This is a genomic window from Vibrio sp. 10N.247.311.51, assembly GCF_041467855.1.
GTDB classification, from domain to species: Bacteria; Pseudomonadota; Gammaproteobacteria; order Enterobacterales; family Vibrionaceae; genus Vibrio; species Vibrio coralliirubri.
Genome location: NZ_JBFSVK010000007.1, coordinates 23,750 through 46,795 on the forward strand (window position 1 = coordinate 23,750; position 23,046 = coordinate 46,795).

Genomic DNA, 23,046 nt, shown 5'->3' on the forward strand with positions numbered 1-23,046 from the left:
TGTTACCTACAGTTGTTTTGCGAAGAGATTTAAGTGGCGAGGAAAGTCCCATTTAAATTAAACATCTTGAAACAACAACTTAAGGGATAGCTAACATGCACCTAAATCAAGGAAGAGTGGCCAAGAAGGTTTTTACACTCAGTACGCTCACCGCGTCATGCTTAATGGCGTTCAACAGCTATGCGGCTGTGGATTGCTCAACGTTAGAAACGTGGGACTCTGCCACTGTATACACAGGTGGTGATCAGGTTTCACATGACGGCAGTGCTTATACGGCAAATTACTGGAATCAAAATAACAACCCAAGCCAATTTAAAGGCGACTACGCACAATGGAAGAAAGTCGATGTGTGTAGCGGCGACGGAGGTGGCGGTACGCCAAATGAAGTACCAACGGCTTCATTAACGGCACCCTCTGCTTCTGACGTGATTACTGAAGGCGATAATGTTGTATTGAGTGCAACAGCACTAGATTCTGATGGCAGTGTGGCTTCGGTTGAGTTCTTTGTTGATGGCACATCAGTTGCGGTAGTCACAGCGGCACCTTTCGAAGCGACTTGGGCTGCAACGTCGGGTAATCATCAGGTTTCTGTTGTTGCAACGGATAATGAAGGCGCAGCAAGTGTTGCAAGTGCGGTTTCTGTCTCTGTTGATTCAGCACAACCAGGGAATGAAGCACCGACAGTTTCAGTTGCACTTTCAGTGACATCTGTTGATGTTGGTGGTGTAGTCACACTGACAGCAACGGCAGCAGATAGCGATGGCACGGTTGATAAGGTTGATTTCTACGTAGCGGGTGCTCTTGTGGGTACAGCAGCAACGAGCCCTTACACGTTAGATTACACAACGACTCAAGCGGGTTCTTTAGCGGTTTACGCAAAAGCAACAGACGACCAAGGTGCGACTGCAGATTCTGCGTTGGCATCGTTGACTGTGAATGGCGCTCCAACAGTGAGCACATGTCGCCCTGATGGCTTATATCAAACTCAAGGTGTCGATGTTCCTTACTGTACGATTTACGATGATGAAGGTCGTGAGAAAATGGGCGCGGATCACCCACGTCGTGTTATTGGTTACTTCACAAGTTGGCGTGCAGGGGATGACCCACAAGCGGCTTACTTAGTAAATGACATCCCTTGGGAACAACTCACACACATTAACTACGCTTTTGTGAGCATCGGCTCAGATGGCAAAGTAAACGTCGGTGATGTGAATGATCCTGAAAACGCAGCGGTTGGCAAAGAGTGGCCGGGTGTGGAAGTTGATCCTGCATTAGGCTTCAAAGGTCACTTTGGTGCATTAGCGACAGCGAAGAAAAAACACGGCGTCAAGACGCTAATATCAATCGGTGGTTGGGCTGAAACCGGTGGTCACTTTGCCACTGACGGTAGCCGAGTGGCTGATGGTGGTTTCTACACAATGACAACCAATGCCGACGGCTCTATCAATCACCAAGGTATCGAAACATTCGCAACTTCCGCTGTTGAAATGCTGCGTAAATACCAATTCGATGGTCTGGATATCGATTACGAATACCCAACCTCAATGGCGGGTGCCGGTAATCCATACGACAAAGACTTCATGGAGCCGCGTCGTCAATACCTATGGGCTTCGTACCAAGTGTTGATGAAAGTGCTACGTGAGAAGCTTGATGCAGCCTCTGCGCAAGATGGCAATCACTACATGTTAACGATCGCGGCGCCTTCTTCTGGTTACCTGTTACGCGGTATGGAAACATTCGATGTAACCAAGTACCTCGATTACGTGAACATCATGTCTTACGACCTTCACGGTGCGTGGAACGATCACGTAGGTCATAACGCAGCCTTGTTTGATACAGGTAAAGATTCAGAGCTAGCGCAATGGAACGTTTACGGCACGGCGGCTTACGGTGGTATTGGTTATCTGAACACGGATTGGGCTTACCATTACTTCCGTGGTTCTATGCCAGCAGGCCGTATTAACATCGGTGTGCCTTACTACACTCGTGGTTGGCAAGGCGTAACGGGTGGTGAGAATGGTCTTTGGGGCCGAGCAGCACTGCCAAACCAATCTGAATGTTCAGCGGGTACGGGTGAAGGAGAGAAGAACAACTGTGGCCATGGCGCTATTGGTATCGATAACATGTGGCACGATACCGATCCAAAAGGTAACGAAATGGGCGCGGGTTCTAATCCAATGTGGCACGCGAAGAACCTAGAGAAAGGTATTTGGGGTTCTTATGCTGAAGCTTACAAGCTAGATCCTGTGAATGATCCTTCAGATGTTCTAACGGGCACTTACACGAGAAACTACGACAGCGTGGCGGTTGCACCTTGGTTGTGGAACGCAGAGAAGGGCGTATTCCTTTCGACGGAAGATAAACAGTCTATCGACGTGAAAGCGGACTACGTTATCGACAAAGAGATCGGCGGCATCATGTTCTGGGAACTAGCAGGGGATTACAACTGTTATGTACTCGATGCGAATGGCAACCGAACCTCTATCGATACCACTGAGCAAGCGTGTAATAGTGGTAACGGTGAGTTCCACATGGGTAACACCATGACGAAAGCTATCTACGATAAGTTTAAGTCCGCGACTCCATATGGAAACAAAGTAGCGACGGGTGCTATCCCAACAGAAGCGCTAGATATCGCGGTATCGGTTGGTGGCTTCAAGGTCGGTGACCAAAACTACCCAATCAACCCTAAGATCACGTTCGCGAACAACACAGGGCAAGCTCTTCCGGGTGGAACTGAGTTCCAATTCGATATTCCTGTGTCTGCGCCTGATAACGCGAAAGATCAATCGGGTGGTGGTTTGACTGTGATTGCTTCAGGTCATACTCGTGCGGATAACATCGGTGGATTAGATGGAACCATGCACCGAGTGGCGTTTACTTTGCCGACATGGGAAGAGCTTCCTGCTGGCGGTGTGTATGAGCTAGATATGGTGTATTACTTGCCAATCTCTGGCCCAGCTAACTACGCGGTGAATGTCGGTGGTGTTGATTACGCATTTAGCTTCGAGCAGCCAGATCTACCATTAGGTGATATCAGTTCAGGTGGCGGTAACCCTGGCGATGGTGGCACCAACCCAGGCACATGTGATACAGCAGGTTTAGCGGTTTACCCAGACTTACCTCAGAAAGATTGGGCGGGTAATCCAAGCCATGCAAACACAGGCGACCAAGTGGTTCATAACGGTAGTGTTTACCAAGCAAACTGGTGGACAAGTTCTGAACCGGGTAGCGACGGTAGCTGGACTCAAGTTTGTTCTTAATTTAATGCTAAGTAATCTCTTTATAGACAATAGAGCGTAGTAATAGGTAATAAATGCGAATGCTTTTAAGTCTATTTATCAGGATGTTAGTATAAATTAAGTCATCAATTTAAACGTAAAATTAAAACGCCGAACTGAATCCAGTTCGGCGTTTTTGTCATAAGTCACAGATTGCGTATAGAAACCCTTGAAAATATCGACACTCGTTCAGTAAAAAATAAAAACATGATATAAAACAGTCTGTATATAAGAGAAGTCACAGCGTTACCTGAAATTATAAATCTACGGGGTAATCTTGAAAGTCAGACGTAAATACATTCTTAATTTTTCAATTGCGATCGCCGTCGTGTCGATGATTCTTTCTGCCTTTCAATTCAATCGAACTGAAAGGTCATTGTTGGAATCTAACCAACTGTTTTTTCGTACGATTGTTAACGCGAGCTACGATATTGTCGACACCACAGTTAATGAGGCGATAAAGACATATCTTAAAGGAATTACGGATACCGTTGCGTCTCATGTATGGCATACCACGCCAGAACAAGAAGTTGAACAGGTAAGCCAAATTGCCCGTGAATTACACATTGGACAATCGGGTTATATCTATTTGATGTCACCTCAAGGCGTCCATCTCTATCATCCATTCTTGCAAGGTCAGAAGCGTGGGCATCTTACTCATATCCAAAAACAGCTCACTATTGACTCTGGCATGATCGAGTACTTTCACGCTAACCCTCATGAAATAAGCCGTAGAGCCAAAGTCGCTTATTCGATGAGGCTCCCGAGTGGCAACACTTTGGTTGCGACGACCTATAAAGAAGAACTGATGTATTTGGTCGATCTTGAAGGTTTAAAAGACAAACTTAGAAAGTACGCGTTTGGTGATAGCGGTTATGTGTACATTGTCGATCTGCAAGGTAACTTAGTGCTTCATCCGGATTATGAACATAAATCATTGAAATCCTTAATAGGCTACTCGTCTGAACTGCTTATTGATCGAATCGCCACCAAACCAGAAGGTCAATTCAGTTACTCGATTTCCAGTGATAGTGGCACGACCAACAAAAAAATCTTCTATAAGTTTTACCCTTATCTTAATTGGGTCATTTCTGCAGGTATCTTAGAGCAAGAGCTTAATCGAAATCATAGCCTGTTGTTTATTAGTTTGATGGCTTTGGTTGTAAGTTTGTTGAGCATTATTGTCGTGTTGGTGCTTTACCTGCGGCATCGTCATCTTAAAATCCTGGATGTAGCAAGCCTCGATTACCTTACTGGGCTTCCTAGTCGACGGAGTTTCATCGAGCAGCTAAAACTGAAAATTACTCAGAATTCACCTTATCCGATAACGAATGTCGGCGTCATCTTGCTTGATATTGACCATTTCAAACGGGTCAATGATCAATACGGTCATGCTCAAGGCGATCGAGTTATCTGTGCGGTCGCAAAGTCACTTAAGAGATTTGTTAACCGTCGTCGTTTGATTGCACGCTATGGCGGTGAAGAGTTTATTTTGGTGACGTTTGATTGTGATGAACATGAGTTATTCGAATTATCAGAGGCGTTACGTCTATGTGTTGAGCAACTTCAAGGCTTAGTGTCGCCAGTGACTATCAGCGCTGGTTGTTGCCATGCTCAGGCACTGACTGATATTGAAACCGCTATCGATAAAGCCGACAAAGCGCTTTATCAAGCAAAAGAAAGCGGACGTAACAACACTCAAGCGTATCGAGAGAACGAATATCAGGTTGCTTACATGTGATCGGTTGAAAGCCTCATTGAATTGAAAAGTTTTGTTCACATAAATCGAGCTCTTGAGAACGACAGAGACAAAAAAGCCCAAATAGATCGCTCTATTTGGGCTTTTTCAGAATTATTTGAAAGGCTAATCGCTAATTTAAGCTTTCGCTGCTTTCATCGCTTCCGTTTTTTTTTCCTTTTGCATTTTTGCAAGGAAGTAGATGTTTACACAAGCGATAAAGCCGTTGGTGGCTGCAACTGGCCATGCGTCAATCATGATGCCGTATGCTGTGAAGAGTGCACAGCCAATAAAGTTAAGGACACGCAGACGAACGATATCTTTCATTGTTAATGAAATTGCGACCATAATAGACGCAGCGTAACCTAAAATTTCAACCATATTGAATTCCATTGTTTGACCCTCTTAAATTTGCCGATACTTTGTCGGTACCAATTCTTCTCTTCATGAGATGATTGAGGAAGCTCCGTGCCTCGAATGGTCTGGTTTTGTTTAACGGGGTGAACTATACCAACTCTGTTTTTGTGATTAAACCCCCAAAACGGACAGAAGTGAAGGTTAGCGATTACGCAAACGTTTAATGACCTTTCTGTTAACATAATTACTATTTATGTTGGAGGTTGAATTGATAGTTATTCTTATATAGGTAAGGAAGCCTCGAATGATAAAACGATCCATTTGTGCAACAAAAAGCATAAAAAAAGCAGCACTATTGGCTTTGATGGCTATTGGGCTGACCGCATGCACCACGCAAGAAATACCACCAACACACAATTATGGTGTGGTGACTAGCGGTGACTTTGATTTCATGAAACACGGCGTGATGACGTACTCATGGCACCCTGAATCAGAAAAGGTTTACCTTTCTCAAAAATACGATGAAACCGTGGTGACCGATTTAGTGCGTGATTCGATTCAAGAACAACTCTCAAGTAAAGGTTACCAGTTAAAGCAGGATGGTGTCGGCGATGTTGTTGTAGGCTTTGGATTGGCGGAAGAATCGGAACTGAACGATGAGTCTATCTTCGATGCGATTAAGCTATCTACTGGTGTGCCATTTTACGATGGTGAAGGTAAAGTTGCGGAGAAAGGGTCGTTGTACATTGCGTTTTTCGTACCTAACTCAGAGGTCGTACAATGGCAAGCATTAGCACAGTCTGGCATTCAACCTGATTTAGAGCCAAGCGAGAGCAAACAGCGCATTACTGGCTTTGTGGAAATGTTATTTAGACGCATGCCTGAGCGATAGCATTAGGCGTTTAATGCATTCGTGGAGTAAATATTAGTTGTGGAAAATATGGTCAGATCGCAGATTATACTTTTTTATTTGTAACGAATGGTACAAATACGTAAAGCAACGTAAAGTTCGCGCTTCTTTTGCTAGCATTTGTCTATACTGCTCAAAACGTTAACTTAGGTTTGATTCAATGAAACTGTTTTCCAAATACTCTCTCCCTCTATTAAGTATATTCATTGTAAGTAACGCCGCGATGGTAAGTAATGCAGCTATCGCAGCGCCTTCTATAGTACCAAGCCCACCTAGCCTAGGCGCAAAAGGGTATGTGTTAATTGATTTTAATTCTGGTGATGTGCTGGTAGAAAAAAACGCACACACGAAGTTAAACCCAGCGAGCTTGACCAAACTGATGACCAGCTATGTGGCAGGTCAAGAGATGAAGCGAGGCAACATCTCTGCTGATGATCAGGTACGAATCAGCGAGAACGCGTGGGCGAAGAAATTCCCAGACTCTTCAAAGATGTTCATCGAAGTAAATACCGATGTAGCAATGATGGATCTTTACCGAGGTTTGATTATTCAATCAGGTAACGATGCAAGTGTTGCGATAGCGGAACACGTTGCGGGCTCGCAAGATGCATTCGTCGACCTGATGAACTCTTGGGCGACCTCTCTGAAGCTAGAAAACACCCATTTTGCCAATGCACATGGTTTAGATGCAGACGATCTCTATTCGACTCCTTATGATATCGCGCTACTCGGTCGTGCCATTATTCGTGATTTACCGGATGTGTATGGCTTATACAGCGAACGCTCTTTCAGTTACAACGGCATCACACAGCACAACCGTAATGGCTTGTTGCGTGATAGAAGCTTAACCGTTGATGGCATGAAAACGGGCTACACCTCTGGTGCTGGCTACAGTTTGGCGAGTTCAGCGACACAAGGTGAGATGAGACTTATCGCGGTTGTGATGGGTGCATCAAGCGTTAAGAGCCGTGAATCAGACAGCAAACAGCTGTTGAGCTATGGCTTCCGTTTCTTCGATACACTAAACCCGCACAAAGGCGGCGATCAAGTGGCTGAAGAGAAGGTATGGTTTGGTGAGCAAGACACATTGAAACTAGGTGTGGCAGAAGACACGTTCATTACGTTGCCTAAGTCGGACAGTAAAAAGCTGACTGCATCTATCGAGCTTAATTCTGAACTGAAAGCGCCAATTGCAGAAGGTCAAACTCTAGGTGTGGTTCATTACACTGTTGATGGTGAAGATGTTCAAACTCAGCCTTTGATCGCGCTTGAAGCGGTTGAACAGGGCGGTTTGTTCAAACGTTTAATGGACTACGTTAAGCTGTTCTTCGCGAGCCTATTCTAGATAGAGCTTGTGGCGATAAGCCGCGCTGAAAAGTCGAAATATTATGGGCGTTGTGAGTGAATCACAGCGCCCATTGTTATTTCTACATCAATGAAAACCCCGCGCCGCACTATCTTTATTAGCCGTAGCGGGCTGTTTCGATTACTATACGCAAAATTTAGCAGTGTAGTCACTTATGACGATAGAGATAAAGAACGTAACCGAACCCGAAGTAACCTGTGCCAATTGTCAGGCATGCTGTTGTCGTTTAGAAGTTATGATCATCACAGATACGGGCGTACCTGAAGAGCACATCGCTTATGATGAATGGGGCGGTGAAACCATGAAGCGCTTAGATGACGGTTGGTGCTCTGCGGTAGATAGAGAAACACTGATGTGTACTATCTACGAAAACCGACCATGGATTTGTCGTGAGTTCGAAATGGGCTCTTATGAATGCGTTGATCAGCGCAAGGATGTAATGGGCTAAGACTTTATTTTAGCTATCGATCTCAGTTGAGCTCTAGCTGTTCTTAGAGCTTTAACTATTTCTTGAACTCAAATAATCCGCAAGAAAATCGATAAACACTCGGATTCTTTGGGGCAAATAGTCGCTCGCATGATACACCGCGTAGATTGGTAGCTGGTCGTTACTCCAATCTGCCAATAACCGTGTTAATTCCCCTTTCTCAACAAATTCCTTACCCATCCAATTCGGCAAAGCAACAATACCTAAACCTTGACGAGACATCTTAAGCAGCATTTCTGGGCTGTCTGAAGTGAATATTTGATTTACTTTAATACTGCTGGCTTTGTGGCTCTTGTCGGTAAAACGCCACTCATTCGTAGGCGTCATCAGTGAGTAGGTTAAGCAGTGGTGTTTGATTAATTCTTGAGGCTGTTTCGGTGCTCCGTGTTTCTCTAGATATTCGGGTGAAGCGAAGTAGTGAACTCTGTTATTAAACAACAAGCGCGCTTTTAGGCCTGAGTCTTTCAGTTGTGATGCGCGGATGGCGACATCAATATTGTGTTCATTGAGATTAACGATGCGGTCGTCAACGCTGAGATTAACCCGTATCCCCGGGTGTTGTTCAATGAATGCTTGAAGCGGTTCACTGAGTAACATGGTTGAAAAGGCACTTGGAGCGGATATTTTCAATTCACCTTCTACGGACTCGGTTTCTCGCTTGAGCTGACTTTCTATTGCGGACATTTCTTCTAGGAAGCGGACACAATAAGTGAGGTAGTCTTTTCCTGCATGGGTTAGGGATATTTTGCGACTGTTTCGCTGAAACAGAGTCATTCCTAAATCACTTTCTAACCACGCAATCTTTTTACTGACGGCACTTTGTGTCATGTCGAGTTTATTGGCAGTAGCAGTAAAACTGTTCAGCTGCGCAGTTTCTACGAAGATACGAATACACTCAATTTTATCCATTCCACTTGCCTTATGTCTGCTATCTAAACTCAACCATTCCAAATTGGAATTCTAACTATCATGAAATTAGCATTTATCGTTCGATTTATGAATGATTAAATAATCCCACTGACGTTAATAACTCTTAAGAAAGGTGGCAATATGATTTCAGTGGTGAGTGTATTACTGGTGGTGTTCTTTTTATTGGCAAGCTCAATCAAGACACTTGCTTGGCAGCGTAAAGTGTTTGAAATCCAACTTGGTTTTTTTAAAAGCTATGGATTAAACCGAGTGATTATGTTTCTAGTTGGCATGGTTGAGTTTACTGGAGCTGTATTGTTGCTCTGTGCTTTGGTTGGTTTAGCACATGAACATACGCAAATGATGGGAGGTTTGATATTAGCGAGTACTTCACTAGGGGCGATTTACTTTCATTTGAGATTCGATACGTGGAAGGATGGTATTCCCGCGATGGTGACTCTGTTGGGTTCTGGCTTCTTGGTCATTGCATCGTACTAAGTTTATTCGACATGTAGCGATAGCTATGAGAGGCAAAGGAAATAAGAGTAGGGCACGAAGCCCTACCAAATGGAAACGGTTTAGAACTCAGAAGGCACTTCAAACTCTATCCAGTCACCGGTTGTCGGGTGAATCAATTTTAGGTAGCCAGCGTGCAGATGTAAGCGCTCGCGTTTGTATCCGTATAAGTCGTCACCACGTATTGGAACACCAAGCCCTAATGGATGAGCACAGTGTACTCGAAGTTGGTGGGTTCGCCCTGTTTTAGGGTACAGGTGAACCTTGGTTTTGCCATTATGAGTGCTCACCGCTTGCCAATGGGTCTCTGCATTTCGGCCGTGTTGGTGGCAAACCAGTTGTCTTGGTCTGTCCGTGATGTCGCCGCGCAAAGGAAGGCTGATATAGCCAGATTCACCCGTTATTTCACCATCTAACAAAGCGGTGTAGCGCTTCTCGACGGTTCTATCAATGAACTGCTTCTGAATGTGCTTGTTTGACTCTGCCGTGAGCGCCAAGATCAACAAACCTGACGTCGACATATCCAATCTATGAATAATCAAAGGGCCGGTCGCATCGGGGTAACGCGCTTTAATGCGTGTATAAACAGAATCTTCGATGAACTTACCGGGAACCGACAAGAACTCTTCAGGCTTATTGACGACCACGATCTCGTCGTCTTCATAAACAATATCAAAAGACTTACCTACAGCAGGGTTCACGATAAGCGGGTTATCTTCTAGTTCAATATCACTTAGCTGGTGGTCGAGGATCTCAAAGCTTTTGCTCTGACAAACAGGGTACAGGTTTGCGTGTTGTCGAATGATATCTGTAGGTGGTAATCCCCACCAAAATTCAGACAACGCTAGCGGCTTGAACCCGTGTTCAAAGGCGAAGTTAAGTAGCTTAGGTAGGCAGCAATCACCAGAGCCTTCAAGTGCGTCTTTGCCATCGAGCAACTCGAGTAAACTCTTAGATTGCTTGGCTTGATCGATAAAGCGATAGTGAGAGAGGCGTTGAGTTTCCAACTGCTGTGAAACTGCTTGGTGATCTTGCTTACGGTTTTTCAGTTCACTTTCAATCAAATCAACGTGTGATTGGCGCTCTGCGATCTTCTGTTTCCACTCAATACGAAGTGCTTTTAGGTCACGTTTCTCTTGGCTACTTTGATTACCCAGTTGTTTGAGCAAGTTTGCAGCTGACTCTAGGTTCCCTAATGCTTTTTCTTGGTTTGCTTGCTCTCTGAGTTCGCTACGTTGGGCTTTGTTCGCGGCCATTGCTAACTGAAAGGCTTCGATGGCTTGTGCTGATTCGATTTTTAACCCTTCAAGCTCGGCCAATAATGCGTCTAGATTGTGCGACTGTTGCAGCTTTTCAATGTCGTCCGCGAGTTGCAACTGTCGAGCAAGGTTCGCACTGTTCTGAGATTGAAACTGTTTTGAATCGAACGCTGGTGGAACAAAGTGAATGTTGTTTAACTGAGAGACCACAGCCGGATCTAACTGCAAGCCTGAAAACGCAGAAAGGTAGCCTAACTCTTGCGTGGTTGGGTTCTGCACAAGAAGCACAGCGTAGAGATGACCTTGCGAGGTTTCATTCACACCACAGTCGATAAGTGACTGTTGAAGCTGCAACATAGTGAGTTCACACACAGGGTGTGGCGTATAGTAATACGGGAACGTAAAGCGAGTCGGTAGCGCTAAATCTACATTCGTGTTTGCTAGGTGCAGAGGTGTGTATTGAGCGAGGTTTGTTGGCATTAAGATCAAACTCTATGGCTGTTCAGTTAGAGTTCGGTATTGTTGTCGAAATGAAGACAAATGAGAAGCCAAAGCAGAAGATAAATCGGCTTTGGCTTCATTTAGTTTCTTGTGTTTACCCTAGCAAGCACGTGTTTGAGTGAAACTCGATCAGTTCGAATGTTCTAGCTCTACTTGCTCAGCTTTTTGGTAAGCAGGGTGGCTTGTTAAAAGTTCACCGTATTTAGCAATGTTTGGGTAGAGCGCAGTTGCACCAAAGTTCCCAACGATTTCTACGATGAAAGACATCATAAAATCTGCACCTGTTAGTGTGTCTGCAACCAAGTAGGTTTTACCTTCAAGTGCATCATTCACGTAAGTTAAGATCTTTTGGTTTTCATCGTCTGCATAACCGCCTAGGAAGTTAGTTTCACAGCCGTCTTTCATTACAAAGATCTTAAGCAACATTGGCAAAATACCTGAGCTTTCAGCGAAGTGAAGCCATTGAGAATATTCCACGTAGTCTGCGGTGCCGCGTGTAGGTGCGAACTTACCCTGACCGTATTTGTCGATTAGGTATTCCGTGATAGCTCCAGATTCAGTGATCACGACGCCATCGTCTTCAATGACAGGAGATTTACCCAATGGGTGAATGGATTTAAGTTCTGGCGGTGCAAGAAAAGTGACACTGTCTCGTTGGTATGGTTTGATTTGGTAATCTACCCCAAGCTCTTCCAATAGCCAGATGATGCGCTTTGAGCGCGACTTATTCAGGTGATGTAAAGTAATCATGATTCTACCTAGTTAACGGGTTCAGTTTATTGAATTTATTTAGCTTCATTCGTTTTGATTACAAGCTTACCGAAGTTCTGACCTTCCAATAGGCCCATGAATGCTTGTGGCGAATTTTCTAAACCTTCAACCAGGTGCTCACGATAGTGCATCTTGCCTTGAGATAGCCATTCTGTCATTTGAACAGCGAACTCGTTGTAACGGTGCGCGTAGTCATCAAAGATGATGAAACCTTGCATCTTAATTCGTTTAACCAGCAACATACCCATCAGGCTAGACATACGATCTGGGCCTTCAGGAAGTGATGTCGCATTGTATTGAGAAATAAGGCCACACACAGGAATACGAGCACCTGTATTAAGCAAAGGCATTACTGCATCGAATACCTTGCCACCAACGTTTTCAAAGTAAACGTCAATGCCGTTGTCACACGCTTTAGCCAGTTGCTCTGCGAAGTCGTCAGCTTTGTGGTCGATACATTCATCAAAGCCAAGTACCTCTTTCGCGTACTGGCACTTCTCTTGACCGCCTGCAACGCCGATAACACGACAGCCTTTTAGTTTGCCGATTTGTCCAACGGTTGCGCCTACAGCACCTGTTGCTGCTGCAACGACTAGCGTGTCGCCTTCTTTAGGTTGGCCGATATCAAGCAAGCCCATGTACGCGGTAAAACCAGGCATCCCCATGATGCCAAGCGCGTAAGAAGGGTGCGTTGGTTCTTTGCCGAGTTTGATTAGGCCTTCACCGTTAGAGACACCAAGATCTTGCCAACCTGTGTAAGCCAGTACCCATTCGCCAACTTCGTAATCAGCGTGGTTTGATTCTTCAACCTGACATACGGTTGCGCCAACCATTACTTCATCAATCGCAACGGGATCTGCGTAGGATTTAGCATCGCTCATACGACCACGCATGTATGGGTCTAGAGAAAGGTAAACTGAGCGAAGTAACATCTCGCCGTCTTTGATGCTTGGCGCAGCTACTGTCTCTAAACGAAAGTTGTCTTGAGTTGGTGCGCCAACTGGGCGAGAAGCCAATACGATGCGGCGATTGTCTTGTTGAGTCATTGGATATCCTTAATCTATGTTTTATATATTTAGAATTAGACCAGTCGTCTAGTCTTGTTGTCTAAAAATCCCGCCGTCATCAAGTTGATAAGAGGGCGGGTGATTTCTTTTAAGTTAAAGCCTATAAAGCGCGCTGCGCGTTATTAGCTTTCACCTTTTAAAATTCGTTCGGTAAGGCTTAAAGCCGAGTGTAAGCTATGTGAACTTTGGCTCAGTTTGCTCAATAAGCTCGCGCCTAACCACATTGAGTATAGGTTCTGAGCTGCTTGTTGGCTGTCTTCAACCTTTATAGAGCCATCTTCGATACCGCCGACAATGCATTGTTCGATGGTATTCGTCACCTTCTCAGCACCCTTTAGTAGCGCTTGGCGCATAGGATCAGAGAGATCAGAAACTTCCGCGCTGAGTTTAACGACCAAGCATTTATGAGCATTACAGGTGCCGTTTTCGGTCTTCGCCCATAGCGAGAAATAGCTCAAGATTCGCTGATAATGATTACCTTCACCGTGTACTAAAATTGCTTCAATCTTAGTGATGTAGTTTTCAAAATAGTGTTGAATCAACGCCTCGCCAAATTGCTCTTTAGATTTAAAGTAGTGGTAAAACGACCCTTTCGGCACGTCCGCTTCTTTAAGCAATTGCGATAAGCCAACGCCGTTAAAGCCGTTGTTTACTATTAGTTGATAGCCAACATCTAAAACATGCAGGCGTGTGTCATTCGTTTTTACGTTCATGGGCGGTACTATAGGTTAAATTAGACCAGTCGTCTAGTGGTTGGTTTTCAAGGGTATATTTGGTCGTTGTTACAGTAGCTAGGTAGTTAAGTAGCTAAATAGCCAAAGTGCTATCAAATGTTCAGATATAAAAAAGCCCCAACATAGCGCGTATGTTGGGGCTTAAATCAATCACTTCGATTATTTGATAGAGATGAGTTCTACATCAAAAATCAGAGTCGATGATGGTGGGATAGGGCCTGAACCGCCTTTACCGTAAGCTAGAGTGCTTGGAATAAATAGACGAACTTTTTGGCCTTCAACCATGTAAGTCAAACCTTCTTGCCAGCCTTTGATTACTTGCTTAAGGGCAAATGAGATTGGCTCGCCACGCTCAACAGAGCTGTCGAAAACAGTGCCGTCGATCAACGTACCGTGGTAATGAACCGTTACTTTGCTGTTCTTAGTTGGGTGCTCTGTGCCTGTGCCTTCCTCAAGAACAAGGTATTGAAGACCGCTTTCAGTCGTAATCACGCCTTCTTTGGTGCCATTTTCAATTAGAAATTGTTGGCCTTGTTCGAAGTTTTCTCCGCCAGACTTATGATTCGTCCAAGTACGGTAAATCATGAAACCCGCCAACAGAAAGACAATGACCGGGATGACAAATTTAGACATAGTAAAACCTATTTATATTGAGTGCTGAATTTCGTAGTTAATACAGAATGTGTTAATCAGTTGACTACAGCCGTGATTATGGTTGGGTCAAAAGGTAGTTGATCGTTTTTGCAATGCCAGCAACGTCTTGATGACCTGCTGTTAGTACTTGGTATTTACCGTTGATGATAAAGGTTGGTACTGAGTTGATCTGACCTTTTACTGAAATCTCTTCAGCTTTTTTAACGTAGTCGAAAAGAGCGACTTGCTGTTCTTTGTTCAGCTGGTATGGGCTAACCAAACCACGAGAAGTAAACGCTGTCTCTAGTGCTTGTTGACGCTGCTCTGGTGTTGCATCTGCACCCATTTGAACGGCACCAAATAGGTCGTCCATGAACGCGTGGTCAGGCGTCGCATCAAGCTGCATCACTGCTGTGTAGTAGATCATTGCGCTGATTTGAGCGCTTTCGTTGAACGTCACGTGCATCTTGCCAATCGTATGGTCTGTTAGAGATTCAATCTCTGGGATGGCACTTTCCATTTGACGGCAGTGACCACAGTTAAGAGAGAAGATTTCAGTGATCGGAGACAAGTTAAATTCTGTTAGAGCAGTTGGAAGCGCTTCGTATTGAACGCCTTTTTGTGGCTCGTCTGTTTCACTACAACCCGCGATAATAAGTACGGCAGCAAGTGCTGTGATGAATTTAGTAAATGGTTTAAACATAATGTTTGCTCTAGTGTTGAGAAGTCGTGAGATTCTAACTATTTAGTACGAATTGGAAAACAATTATAAGGTAAATAAATGCAAACAGTTCGAACTAGCGGCTGAAGACAGGCTAGTAGACGGTTAACTGTGATCAACAGCACTTTTTTGGGTTCTGCTTTCTTTTCGTCTAAAGTTTTTCCCTCGGTGCCGATATAGACATTAGTGAATGGTTTATCTGCATGAGTGGTTGGTGAAGTAATGAGATATTTAGCGATAATGTTGAGCATAGCTTTGGCTGGGTGTGAAGCCACGTCACCAACTGACTTACTTGGCGGTGACATGCTAGAAACTGCGCCGCAAACCGATTACGACTTGATGCATCCTGAATGGGGTGTGGTTCAAATGACTCAAGTAGCAAGTAATCGTGGGTACTCGATTCAGAGCAGCACTCATCAACAAAGAACCATCACGACCAACTACGGACGTGGCGTTTCGACTAACGATCCACTGGAAGTCTTTTTAAGACAAAACCGTATCGATTTTGAAGTGTTGCCGGGTAACCATGTGATGGTAAAGCTTGAGCAGCACGTGAACTTTAAAACAGGTTCAGCATTCCCTGAGCCAGCGTATAATCAATGGCTAGATACGCTAGGCAGCTACCTTGCTCAACGCCAAGATATTGATGTGGTGATTGAAGGGCACACCGATAACACGGGCACAGATCGAATCAATGATCCGCTTTCAGAGCAGCGAGCAAAAGAAGTGAAGGCTCGATTAGAGAGTAACTATGTGTCGAGTCGTTCTATTTATACTCGTGGATTTGGCGAATACGTACCAGCTTGCACCAACGCTTCTGCGCAAGGCAAGGCGTGTAACCGCCGTGTGGAATTGATGCTGATTGTAGCGAAGTAGTGGTTTGAACTTTCGCGCCCAATTTGAAGCGATTAACGCCAAATAACAGACATAAAAAATCCCTCACATTAGAGGGATTTTTTGTATCTAGATTTTGTCGCTTTATTGCTTATGCAAACTGCTTTTCTAAGTAAGTCACGATATCTGAAGATTCGTACATCCACTCAGTTTTGCCGTCTTTTTCGATACGTAGACAAGGCACTTTCACACGACCGCCGCCAGCTTCAAGCTCAGCACGGTGTTGCTCGTTGTTTTTTGCATCACGAAGTTCAAATTGAACCGACTGACGTTTCATCGCGCGGCGCACTTTCACACAAAATGGGCACGCTTCGAATTGGTATAACGTGTGCGTTTTTGCTTGCTCATTCACTTTGCTTTGTTCTTCTTGAGAACGCTTCACACCACGTGGGCTGAAAACAAAATTCAATAACAAGATGACACGACCTAAGAACCAACGGATAAACTTCATAACTCTCTCTACATATTTAAAATTAGCGTTACAATTTGCAGCATTATATACACAAGTTTTGTCAGATGCTCGCAACAAACCGCTAATATCTATTTTGTCCGTTCGATCGTGTGAGACTTAGCCACATTTAGCCCTAAACGCTTAGACAGTCGAGTCAGATTTGCTCGGTCGGTTTTCAGAACTCGCCCTGCTTGTGCCCAGTTAAAGTTGGCATCTTCCAACACCTCAGTAATGATACTGCGTTGAAAATCGTCCGTTGCACCACGTAGCCCTGCAGAAAGGTCGATCGTTGGTGTCGATAACGGTGTGTTCTTCACCTGTGTCGTGGCAATAGGCTGATCTTGGTCGAGTGGACCACAATCTTCCTTGGTAATTGTCACTAGGTTTTTATTGGTGCTGCGTGCTAACGCTTTCAATGCGGAACGACTGATCACATGCTCAAGTTCACGCACGTTACCCGGCCAACCATAACGGTTTAGGAAAGATAGAACGTCAGAGCGGAACTTAACTTGGTTGATACCAAGCTTACGACGCGCTTGTTCTAAGAAGAAACCCGCTAATAGGCTGATGTCGTCACCACGATCTTTCAGTGCCGGTACCGCGATAGGGTACACACTCAGTCGGTGATACAAATCGGCTCTGAATCGACCGTCTTCAACTTCTTGTTTTAGATCTCGGTTTGTCGCTGCCAATACTCGCACATCAATGGTTTGAATGTTGTCTTGGCCAACCGGTTGGATTTCGTTGTTTTGCAGCGCACGTAGGAGCTTACTTTGAGCAGCCAAAGGCAATTCACCAATCTCATCAAGGAACAGTGTGCCACCATCGGCTAAAGCAAACTTACCTAAGCGGTTTTTGTCTGCGCCAGTGAACGCGCCACGAACGTGACCAAACAGTTCACTCTCTACTAAGTTTTCAGGAATTGCAGCACAGTTTACGTAGACGAGTGGGTTACGTTTACGTTGAGATTGGTGGTGCAGGGTACGAGCCACAAGCTCTTTACCAACCCCGGTGTCACCATGAATCAAGATATTAAACTCAGATGGAGCTACAACAGCGATGTCGTTCTTAAGCGCGACCATGGTGTCACTGTTACCAATCAACTCACCGCCGTCACGTTCCCACGCTTCTACGTTCAACTCTTCGAGTAATTGCTTTGACTGTTTTGCTTGATGTTCAAGTTGCGAGAAGGTCAGTGCCATCTGCATGGTTGAGGCTGCAATAGCCGCCAGCACTTCAAGGTTACGCGCCGGAATATTCGCGAAGACATCAGGTTTCAAGCTGTCTAGAGTCAGAATGCCTAAGAGCTTATCGCCAAATAGCAAAGGTAAGCCCATACAAGCATGCATTGGTAAATCGCCATCATGGTCAATAAGCAAACCATCGAAAGGGTCGGGTAGGGAGCTGTCAGCATCGAAACGAACAGGAGATCGAGACGCACAGATCTCTTCAAAACGTGGGTGTTCTGAAATGATAAAGCGACGACCGAATGTATCTCGGCTGAGCCCTTGCATTGCGATAGGTACTAGTGTGTCGCCTTGAAGGCTTAAAAGCGCGACACAATCACACGTTATGGTTTTGCGAATGGCATCGATCAGGCGATTGAAACGATCTTGATCGTTGACACCACTTGCGAGGCCAATGGTCATTTCCATGAGGGTAGATGCGGAGATATCTTGCATAAAAAACTCTAACTGTGTGTTTATCTACATAATAGAGTCTTATTGACTTAAAAAAAAGGTCTTTTTGACATTTTTATAAGATGAGTTTTGAGAAGAAAACCAGTAATGACGGGGATTGATAAAGTTGGCACTGATTGTGCAAAAGATACAGCGAAGCCCAATTATAGCGCTGATTAAACAGACTATTCTTGATCTCAATCAATCAGGTGGCATTAATCAGGTTTCGCGATTTTTTGAAATGAAAACGAGTCAAAATAACTCAGTTTCTAAAAATAACTAAGGTTTCAGAAAATCGATAAGTCATTCTTAATTTTTAGTAGTCAAAATGACATATAGGTCATAAGGCTCAGTGTTCGGAGTAAATTCATGCTTAACAATGCACATATCGAAATCATCAAATCTACTATCCCTCTACTTGAGAGCGCAGGCCCAGCTTTAACTCAGCATTTTTATCAACGTATGTTCACGCATAACCCTGAGTTGAAAGATATCTTCAATATGACTCACCAAAGAACAGGTCGCCAAGGCGTAGCACTGTTTGAAGCTATCGCGGCATATGCAAAGAACATTGAAAATCTAGCAGCGTTAACAACAGCCGTTGAACGTATTGCTCAGAAACACACAAGCTTTAACATTCAACCAGAGCACTACCAAATTGTTGGTTTGCACCTGATTGAAACATTACGTGAACTAGCTGCTGACGCGTTTACTCCAGAAGTGGAAGAAGCGTGGACAGCCGCTTACCTATTCTTAGCTCAAGTATTCATCGATCGTGAAGCTGAACTTTACCTACAGCGTAAGCAAGCTGTTGGTGGTTGGGAAGCGGCACGTGCGTTTGTGATTGCAGACAAGATCGAAGAGTCAGCGCTAGTAACTAGCTTTATCCTTATGCCAAAAGACGGCGGTGAAGTTCTGGATTACACACCAGGTCAATACATCGGTATCGAAGTGAAACCGGGAGGCTCGCAATACAGCGAGATTCGTCAATACTCACTGTCTGATAAGCCAAACGGCAAGCAATACCGCATCTCTGTTAAACGTGAAGGACAAGGCCAAGAGACACAAGGCGTTGTATCTAACCACCTACACGATACGGTTGCTGTTGGTGATGAAGTTAATCTATACGCACCAGCGGGTGACTTCATGTATCAAGAGCGCAGCAAGCCAGTAACACTTATCTCTGCAGGTGTTGGTGTAACGCCAATGCAGTCTATGCTTGAGTTCCTAAACACGGAAGATAAAAACGAGCCAGTACTTTACCTTCACGCTTGTGAGAACGTAGACCAACACTCTTTCACGACTCGTGTTAAAGATATTGTTGCTGACAAAGGTTGGGAAGCGAAAACGTGGTACATGAACAAAGACGAATCTGCATGTGAAAACACGCATCAAGGCCAAATGGATCTAGCGTCTATCTCTGATACTAAAGGCTTTGAAGAGAGCGATTTCTACATCTGTGGTCCTGTTGGTTTCATGAAGAACATCGTAGAGCAGCTAGATGCATTGAAAGTTGACCGTTCACGCGTTCACTACGAAGTATTCGGCCCTCACGCTAACTTCTAATAGCTCTCGGCATTTCTAGTAACACTCGCCTGATCTATTAAAAACCTTGCCTATTCAAAGGTCTCACATTGTGAGGCCTTTTTTGGTTTGCTCTGTCTAACATCATCACCTACTGCAGAGTATGATGGTTGAAGCTAGGATCTTTTAGCTTTTATCTAAGAACGTTTAACCTTCTTAGACATGTAATCGGAATCAAAAAACTCAGGCCAATACATTTTCACGTAACCACCTGCAACCCAAATCACTAGAATGGTTGCGATGGTTAGTTCAAAGAAACCAAACTTGTGTAGCCAATACCATTGTGGGTATTCCGCGCCGAAAAATGTGGTTAGTCGATGCATGGCAATAGCGCTGATCACGGATGGGAAGGTGACGGCAGCAATTGAAGGTTGGAACTTCAAACGCATTAGGCGGATGTAACACAAGTAAATCAATAGTGTCATGGTGATGGCAATGCCAGACAATGCGCCTGTTAGAATCGGGTCTGGGTTGTCAAAGTTAACCAAGTAAGCGGCTAAAGATAAGTTAACCGGAGCAGCCATGATAGCGAGTGTTGGTCTTGCTCGGCGAGGAAGATTGCCTTCGAACACCAAGCGGTACAACACCACTGGCAACATAAGGAAATAGATACCAATACAAGTGACTGCAAGTGTTTCTGAAAATACGGTGTGCCCGAACTGTGTGCCAGCTAAGGAACTGCTAATCAAACCGACCGGATACAGAAACCAACTCGGTACAATGTTCGACATTTTGAAGTTGATGATCTGAAAACTGAAGAACAACACCATCATGGTAAAGTGCAGCAATAGCGCGCAGAACCAAACTGGGTAGGCGATAGCTGGCGATATCTCGGCTAAATAGTCGCACAGAATCAGTAAAGCCATGCTCATTGGTGCCATCAAGCTTCCGCTTAACGGGTGGCGAATATCATTAAGGAAGGTATTAAAGCTCGTTAAATAGCGCAGTAAAACAGGCAGCAATAATAGCGCGCCGAATGCAGCAAGGTAGGGACGAATGATCTCACCAATGCCCGGGATATATAACGCCCAAGCTTGTCCTAACCCAATAACGCCAAGTGCTAAAGACGCCTGTGATGGCGGCACATTTTTTACTTGGGTTAATCTTCTCCAGTTCAACGACTTGCTCCGACTTAGTTAATTACAGAATATTGGACTATTTGCTTTAGTTAGAGTGTGTAGGTCTTTCATCAATAGATTTTGAGGGCACTCAACTAATTTTGAGTGGATGATACCAAGTTTAACGTTTGCTTTTTTGATTTTGATACGGAATCGGGAGATTAAGCACGTTGAATGTGTGCTTTTGTTTCATGAGTCATTTGTAATTAACGTACTTCCTCTTGCTGAGGGAGATCTTGTTGTCTTAGTTTTTCGTTTTTCAGCGTACGGTTAAGCAGTTGACTGTAAATTGGCTGCCCACCTAACATTTGAGCAATGATTACCGCACCTAAGCAGGTAATGATCAACGGCAGGATCAGGTAGTAGTTATTGGTCATTTCAATAACCAACAGAATACCAGTGATAGGCGCTCGAACGGTGGCAGCAAATAAGGCTCCCATGCCTGCAATGGCAAACATACCCGGTTCAATATTCAGTTCAGGAAAGAATGCCGCTGCGATAAGCCCAAACGCATAACCAAAGAGTGTTCCTAGCGCAAGCATTGGTGCAAAGATACCGCCTGGCGCACCAGAGCCGAAACAAAGCAGGGTAGTGAGGACTCGGCCTAAGAAAATCAACAACAACACATTGGCGCTGTAGTTGCCATTCGTGATGTTCGGGATGATACCAATACCACCACCAGTTAATTCAGGTATATAGAGCAGCAACAAGCCAAAACAACCGCCAAGTAGGGTGCCTGTCATTAAGTAGCGTTTACGGTCATTCTTGTGGATCGCCACAAACAGGTCTTGGGAAAGCGTAATCAGTTTATTGAAAATCACACCAAACAGGCCGAACAACACACCTAATAATAAGAATAACCAAAGTGCGTCGAGTTCAGGCGGCTGGTACTGAGGCATTGTGATAACGGCAGATTGGCCATTGATAGAACGAAACACAATGTTGGCTGAAACTGCTGAGATGATGACGGCTTTGATTGATATGAGTGAGTAGCGAAACTGTGGTCTCATTTCCTCAACCACAAACATGATTCCTGCCAGTGGTGCGTTGAATGCGGCGGCTAAGCCACCTGCGGCACCTGAAGCCAACAGTGAGTGGCGAGTGTCATCATCTTTGACTCGAAAGATATCAGTGACCATACGACCGATACTGCCGCCCATCTGAACGGTTGGCCCTTCGCGGCCTAAAACCATACCTGAACCGAGTGCGCCCATGCCGCCAAAGAATTTTACGGGTAATACTCTCCACCATCGAACAGGGCGCATGCCGTCCATTGCCCCTTCGATTTCAGGGATACCTGAACCGGCAGCTTCTGGAGCAAAACGGTGAACGAGAAAATAACCAATAAAGGCGAATGCAGCACTAATAAGGAAAGCAGCAAGCCAAAGGGGTAGATGGCTACCGATTTCATCTTTAAGCCAATCGGTACGGGTTTCTGTGATGAAATGAACCGCAACTTCGAAATAGGTACCCACAACGCCCGCAAGTAAACCCACAATACAAGAAAGAAAGAGAACCGAAGCTGGGGTCTTATCTCTTGAGAGAAATTGATTAATAGCATCCCTTGGCATTTTGGCTAGTAAGGACTGCTTAATTTTCTCTCTTCTGGTCATAGAGATAAGTTTCCTGAATGAGTTAAGGCGGTGTTGCATTAAATTATACGCTTCCTCTGCATATCCTATAGCAACAAAGATGAAAAGTTGAATTTCATTTATGGAATGTACGTGTTACATAAATGGAATCTATGGCCAATAGTGGAATCACCGTCACAATTTTGATCGATTCTCTGGCGGCGGCTTGAATATCCCCAAAAATGAACCATAGTTAAATCGTAAAGCAACATAACGAACCGCAAGGAGAAGTGAGGTTTTACACACAATTTGGATGGATTCAGAAACAAAGTTTTAGTTCCTCGTTAAATGTTCAGGTCGATATTTAAGGCTTCCTGATTCGCGAACTCACGATTGAGTAACGAGGGTGAGGCGTACTGAGTAAGTACGCCTTTAGTTCGTCTGGAGCATCCCATTTCCACATCCTGCCTCTACTTTTTATCTCTTCTGATTATTGTCG

20 protein-coding genes are annotated in these 23,046 nt (G+C 44.6%); 8 read left to right on the forward strand and 12 right to left on the reverse strand.

Translation table 11 applies throughout. The annotated features are described in order from the left end of the window. The first annotated feature begins 95 nt into the window (after positions 1 to 95). Complete coding sequence (locus AB6E85_RS08465) at positions 96 to 3,263, forward strand: chitinase C-terminal domain-containing protein (RefSeq protein ID WP_372142243.1); 3,168 nt, start codon at positions 96 to 98, stop codon at positions 3,261 to 3,263. A 295-nt stretch (positions 3,264 to 3,558) separates the two neighbouring features. Beyond that, complete coding sequence (locus tag AB6E85_RS08470; protein WP_372142244.1) at positions 3,559 to 5,022, forward strand: diguanylate cyclase domain-containing protein; 1,464 nt, start codon at positions 3,559 to 3,561, stop codon at positions 5,020 to 5,022. Positions 5,023 to 5,157: 135 nt separating this feature from the next. Here the strand turns inward: AB6E85_RS08470 and AB6E85_RS08475 are convergent, their stop codons facing one another. Further along, on the reverse strand, positions 5,158 to 5,412 hold the full coding sequence (locus AB6E85_RS08475; RefSeq protein WP_017068159.1) for a YgjV family protein: 255 nt from the start codon (positions 5,410 to 5,412) through the stop codon (positions 5,158 to 5,160). A gap of 268 nt (positions 5,413 to 5,680) precedes the next feature. Here AB6E85_RS08475 and AB6E85_RS08480 point away from each other — a divergent pair, with 268 nt between their 5' ends. The 3 genes from AB6E85_RS08480 to AB6E85_RS08490 all read left to right on the forward strand — a co-directional run bounded on the left by AB6E85_RS08480 (position 5,681) and on the right by AB6E85_RS08490 (position 8,100). Next, entirely contained in the window at positions 5,681 to 6,268 is a 588-nt protein-coding gene (locus AB6E85_RS08480; RefSeq protein ID WP_372142245.1) for a DUF4136 domain-containing protein, read from the forward strand. A 178-nt stretch (positions 6,269 to 6,446) separates the two neighbouring features. Beyond that, positions 6,447 to 7,631 carry a serine hydrolase gene (locus AB6E85_RS08485; protein WP_372142247.1) on the forward strand — a complete coding sequence of 395 codons (1,185 nt, stop codon included), beginning with the start codon at positions 6,447 to 6,449 and terminating at the stop codon, positions 7,629 to 7,631. Between the two features lie 175 nt (positions 7,632 to 7,806). Further along, positions 7,807 to 8,100: a YkgJ family cysteine cluster protein gene (locus tag AB6E85_RS08490; protein ID WP_081090056.1), complete on the forward strand. Its 294-nt coding sequence runs from the start codon at positions 7,807 to 7,809 to the stop codon at positions 8,098 to 8,100. A 51-nt stretch (positions 8,101 to 8,151) separates the two neighbouring features. Here AB6E85_RS08490 and AB6E85_RS08495 read toward each other — a convergent pair whose 3' ends face one another. Continuing rightward, positions 8,152 to 9,048: a LysR family transcriptional regulator gene (locus AB6E85_RS08495; protein WP_372142249.1), complete on the reverse strand. Its 897-nt coding sequence runs from the start codon at positions 9,046 to 9,048 to the stop codon at positions 8,152 to 8,154. A 117-nt stretch (positions 9,049 to 9,165) separates the two neighbouring features. On the opposite strand from AB6E85_RS08495, the gene AB6E85_RS08500 reads away from it, so the two are divergent. Then, on the forward strand, positions 9,166 to 9,546 hold the full coding sequence (locus AB6E85_RS08500; protein WP_372142381.1) for a DoxX family protein: 381 nt from the start codon (positions 9,166 to 9,168) through the stop codon (positions 9,544 to 9,546). Positions 9,547 to 9,626: 80 nt separating this feature from the next. Here AB6E85_RS08500 and AB6E85_RS08505 read toward each other — a convergent pair whose 3' ends face one another. The 6 genes from AB6E85_RS08505 to AB6E85_RS08530 form a co-directional block, all read right to left on the reverse strand. Continuing rightward, positions 9,627 to 11,303, reverse strand: a complete 1,677-nt coding sequence (locus AB6E85_RS08505) for a pseudouridine synthase (RefSeq protein ID WP_372142251.1) — start codon at positions 11,301 to 11,303, stop codon at positions 9,627 to 9,629. Positions 11,304 to 11,453: 150 nt separating this feature from the next. Then, positions 11,454 to 12,074, reverse strand: coding sequence for a glutathione S-transferase family protein (locus tag AB6E85_RS08510; RefSeq protein WP_048615355.1), 621 nt, complete (start codon positions 12,072 to 12,074; stop codon positions 11,454 to 11,456). A 35-nt stretch (positions 12,075 to 12,109) separates the two neighbouring features. Further along, complete coding sequence (locus AB6E85_RS08515) at positions 12,110 to 13,141, reverse strand: NADP-dependent oxidoreductase (RefSeq protein WP_372142253.1); 1,032 nt, start codon at positions 13,139 to 13,141, stop codon at positions 12,110 to 12,112. 143 nt (positions 13,142 to 13,284) lie between these two features. Then, a complete protein-coding gene (locus AB6E85_RS08520) occupies positions 13,285 to 13,875 on the reverse strand; it encodes a TetR/AcrR family transcriptional regulator (RefSeq protein WP_372142255.1) in 591 nt (196 codons plus the stop codon). A 180-nt stretch (positions 13,876 to 14,055) separates the two neighbouring features. Beyond that, positions 14,056 to 14,529, reverse strand: coding sequence for an FKBP-type peptidyl-prolyl cis-trans isomerase (locus AB6E85_RS08525; RefSeq protein WP_017062642.1), 474 nt, complete (start codon positions 14,527 to 14,529; stop codon positions 14,056 to 14,058). Positions 14,530 to 14,605: 76 nt separating this feature from the next. Further along, the gene (locus AB6E85_RS08530; protein ID WP_372142256.1) at positions 14,606 to 15,232 is read right to left on the reverse strand and encodes a thioredoxin domain-containing protein; all 627 of its coding nucleotides are present in this window, start codon (positions 15,230 to 15,232) and stop codon (positions 14,606 to 14,608) included. A gap of 258 nt (positions 15,233 to 15,490) precedes the next feature. Here AB6E85_RS08530 and AB6E85_RS08535 point away from each other — a divergent pair, with 258 nt between their 5' ends. After that, entirely contained in the window at positions 15,491 to 16,126 is a 636-nt protein-coding gene (locus tag AB6E85_RS08535) for an OmpA family protein (RefSeq protein ID WP_372142383.1), read from the forward strand. Positions 16,127 to 16,235: 109 nt separating this feature from the next. Here AB6E85_RS08535 and AB6E85_RS08540 read toward each other — a convergent pair whose 3' ends face one another. Beyond that, positions 16,236 to 16,595 (reverse strand): glutaredoxin, encoded by a 360-nt coding sequence (locus AB6E85_RS08540; RefSeq protein ID WP_017062638.1) that lies wholly within the window; start codon positions 16,593 to 16,595, stop codon positions 16,236 to 16,238. A gap of 89 nt (positions 16,596 to 16,684) precedes the next feature. After that, positions 16,685 to 18,277, reverse strand: coding sequence for a nitric oxide reductase transcriptional regulator NorR (gene norR, locus AB6E85_RS08545; RefSeq protein ID WP_017072223.1), 1,593 nt, complete (start codon positions 18,275 to 18,277; stop codon positions 16,685 to 16,687). 366 nt (positions 18,278 to 18,643) lie between these two features. Between norR and hmpA the strand changes: the two genes are divergently transcribed. Next, the gene (hmpA, locus tag AB6E85_RS08550) at positions 18,644 to 19,840 is read left to right on the forward strand and encodes an NO-inducible flavohemoprotein (RefSeq protein ID WP_372142257.1); all 1,197 of its coding nucleotides are present in this window, start codon (positions 18,644 to 18,646) and stop codon (positions 19,838 to 19,840) included. A gap of 155 nt (positions 19,841 to 19,995) precedes the next feature. Here the strand turns inward: hmpA and AB6E85_RS08555 are convergent, their stop codons facing one another. Both AB6E85_RS08555 and clcA read right to left on the reverse strand, forming a co-directional pair. After that, positions 19,996 to 20,976 carry a TDT family transporter gene (locus AB6E85_RS08555; RefSeq protein WP_061038186.1) on the reverse strand — a complete coding sequence of 327 codons (981 nt, stop codon included), beginning with the start codon at positions 20,974 to 20,976 and terminating at the stop codon, positions 19,996 to 19,998. 206 nt (positions 20,977 to 21,182) lie between these two features. Further along, entirely contained in the window at positions 21,183 to 22,589 is a 1,407-nt protein-coding gene (gene clcA / locus AB6E85_RS08560; RefSeq protein WP_372142258.1) for a H(+)/Cl(-) exchange transporter ClcA, read from the reverse strand. Positions 22,590 to 23,046: the final 457 nt, after the last annotated feature.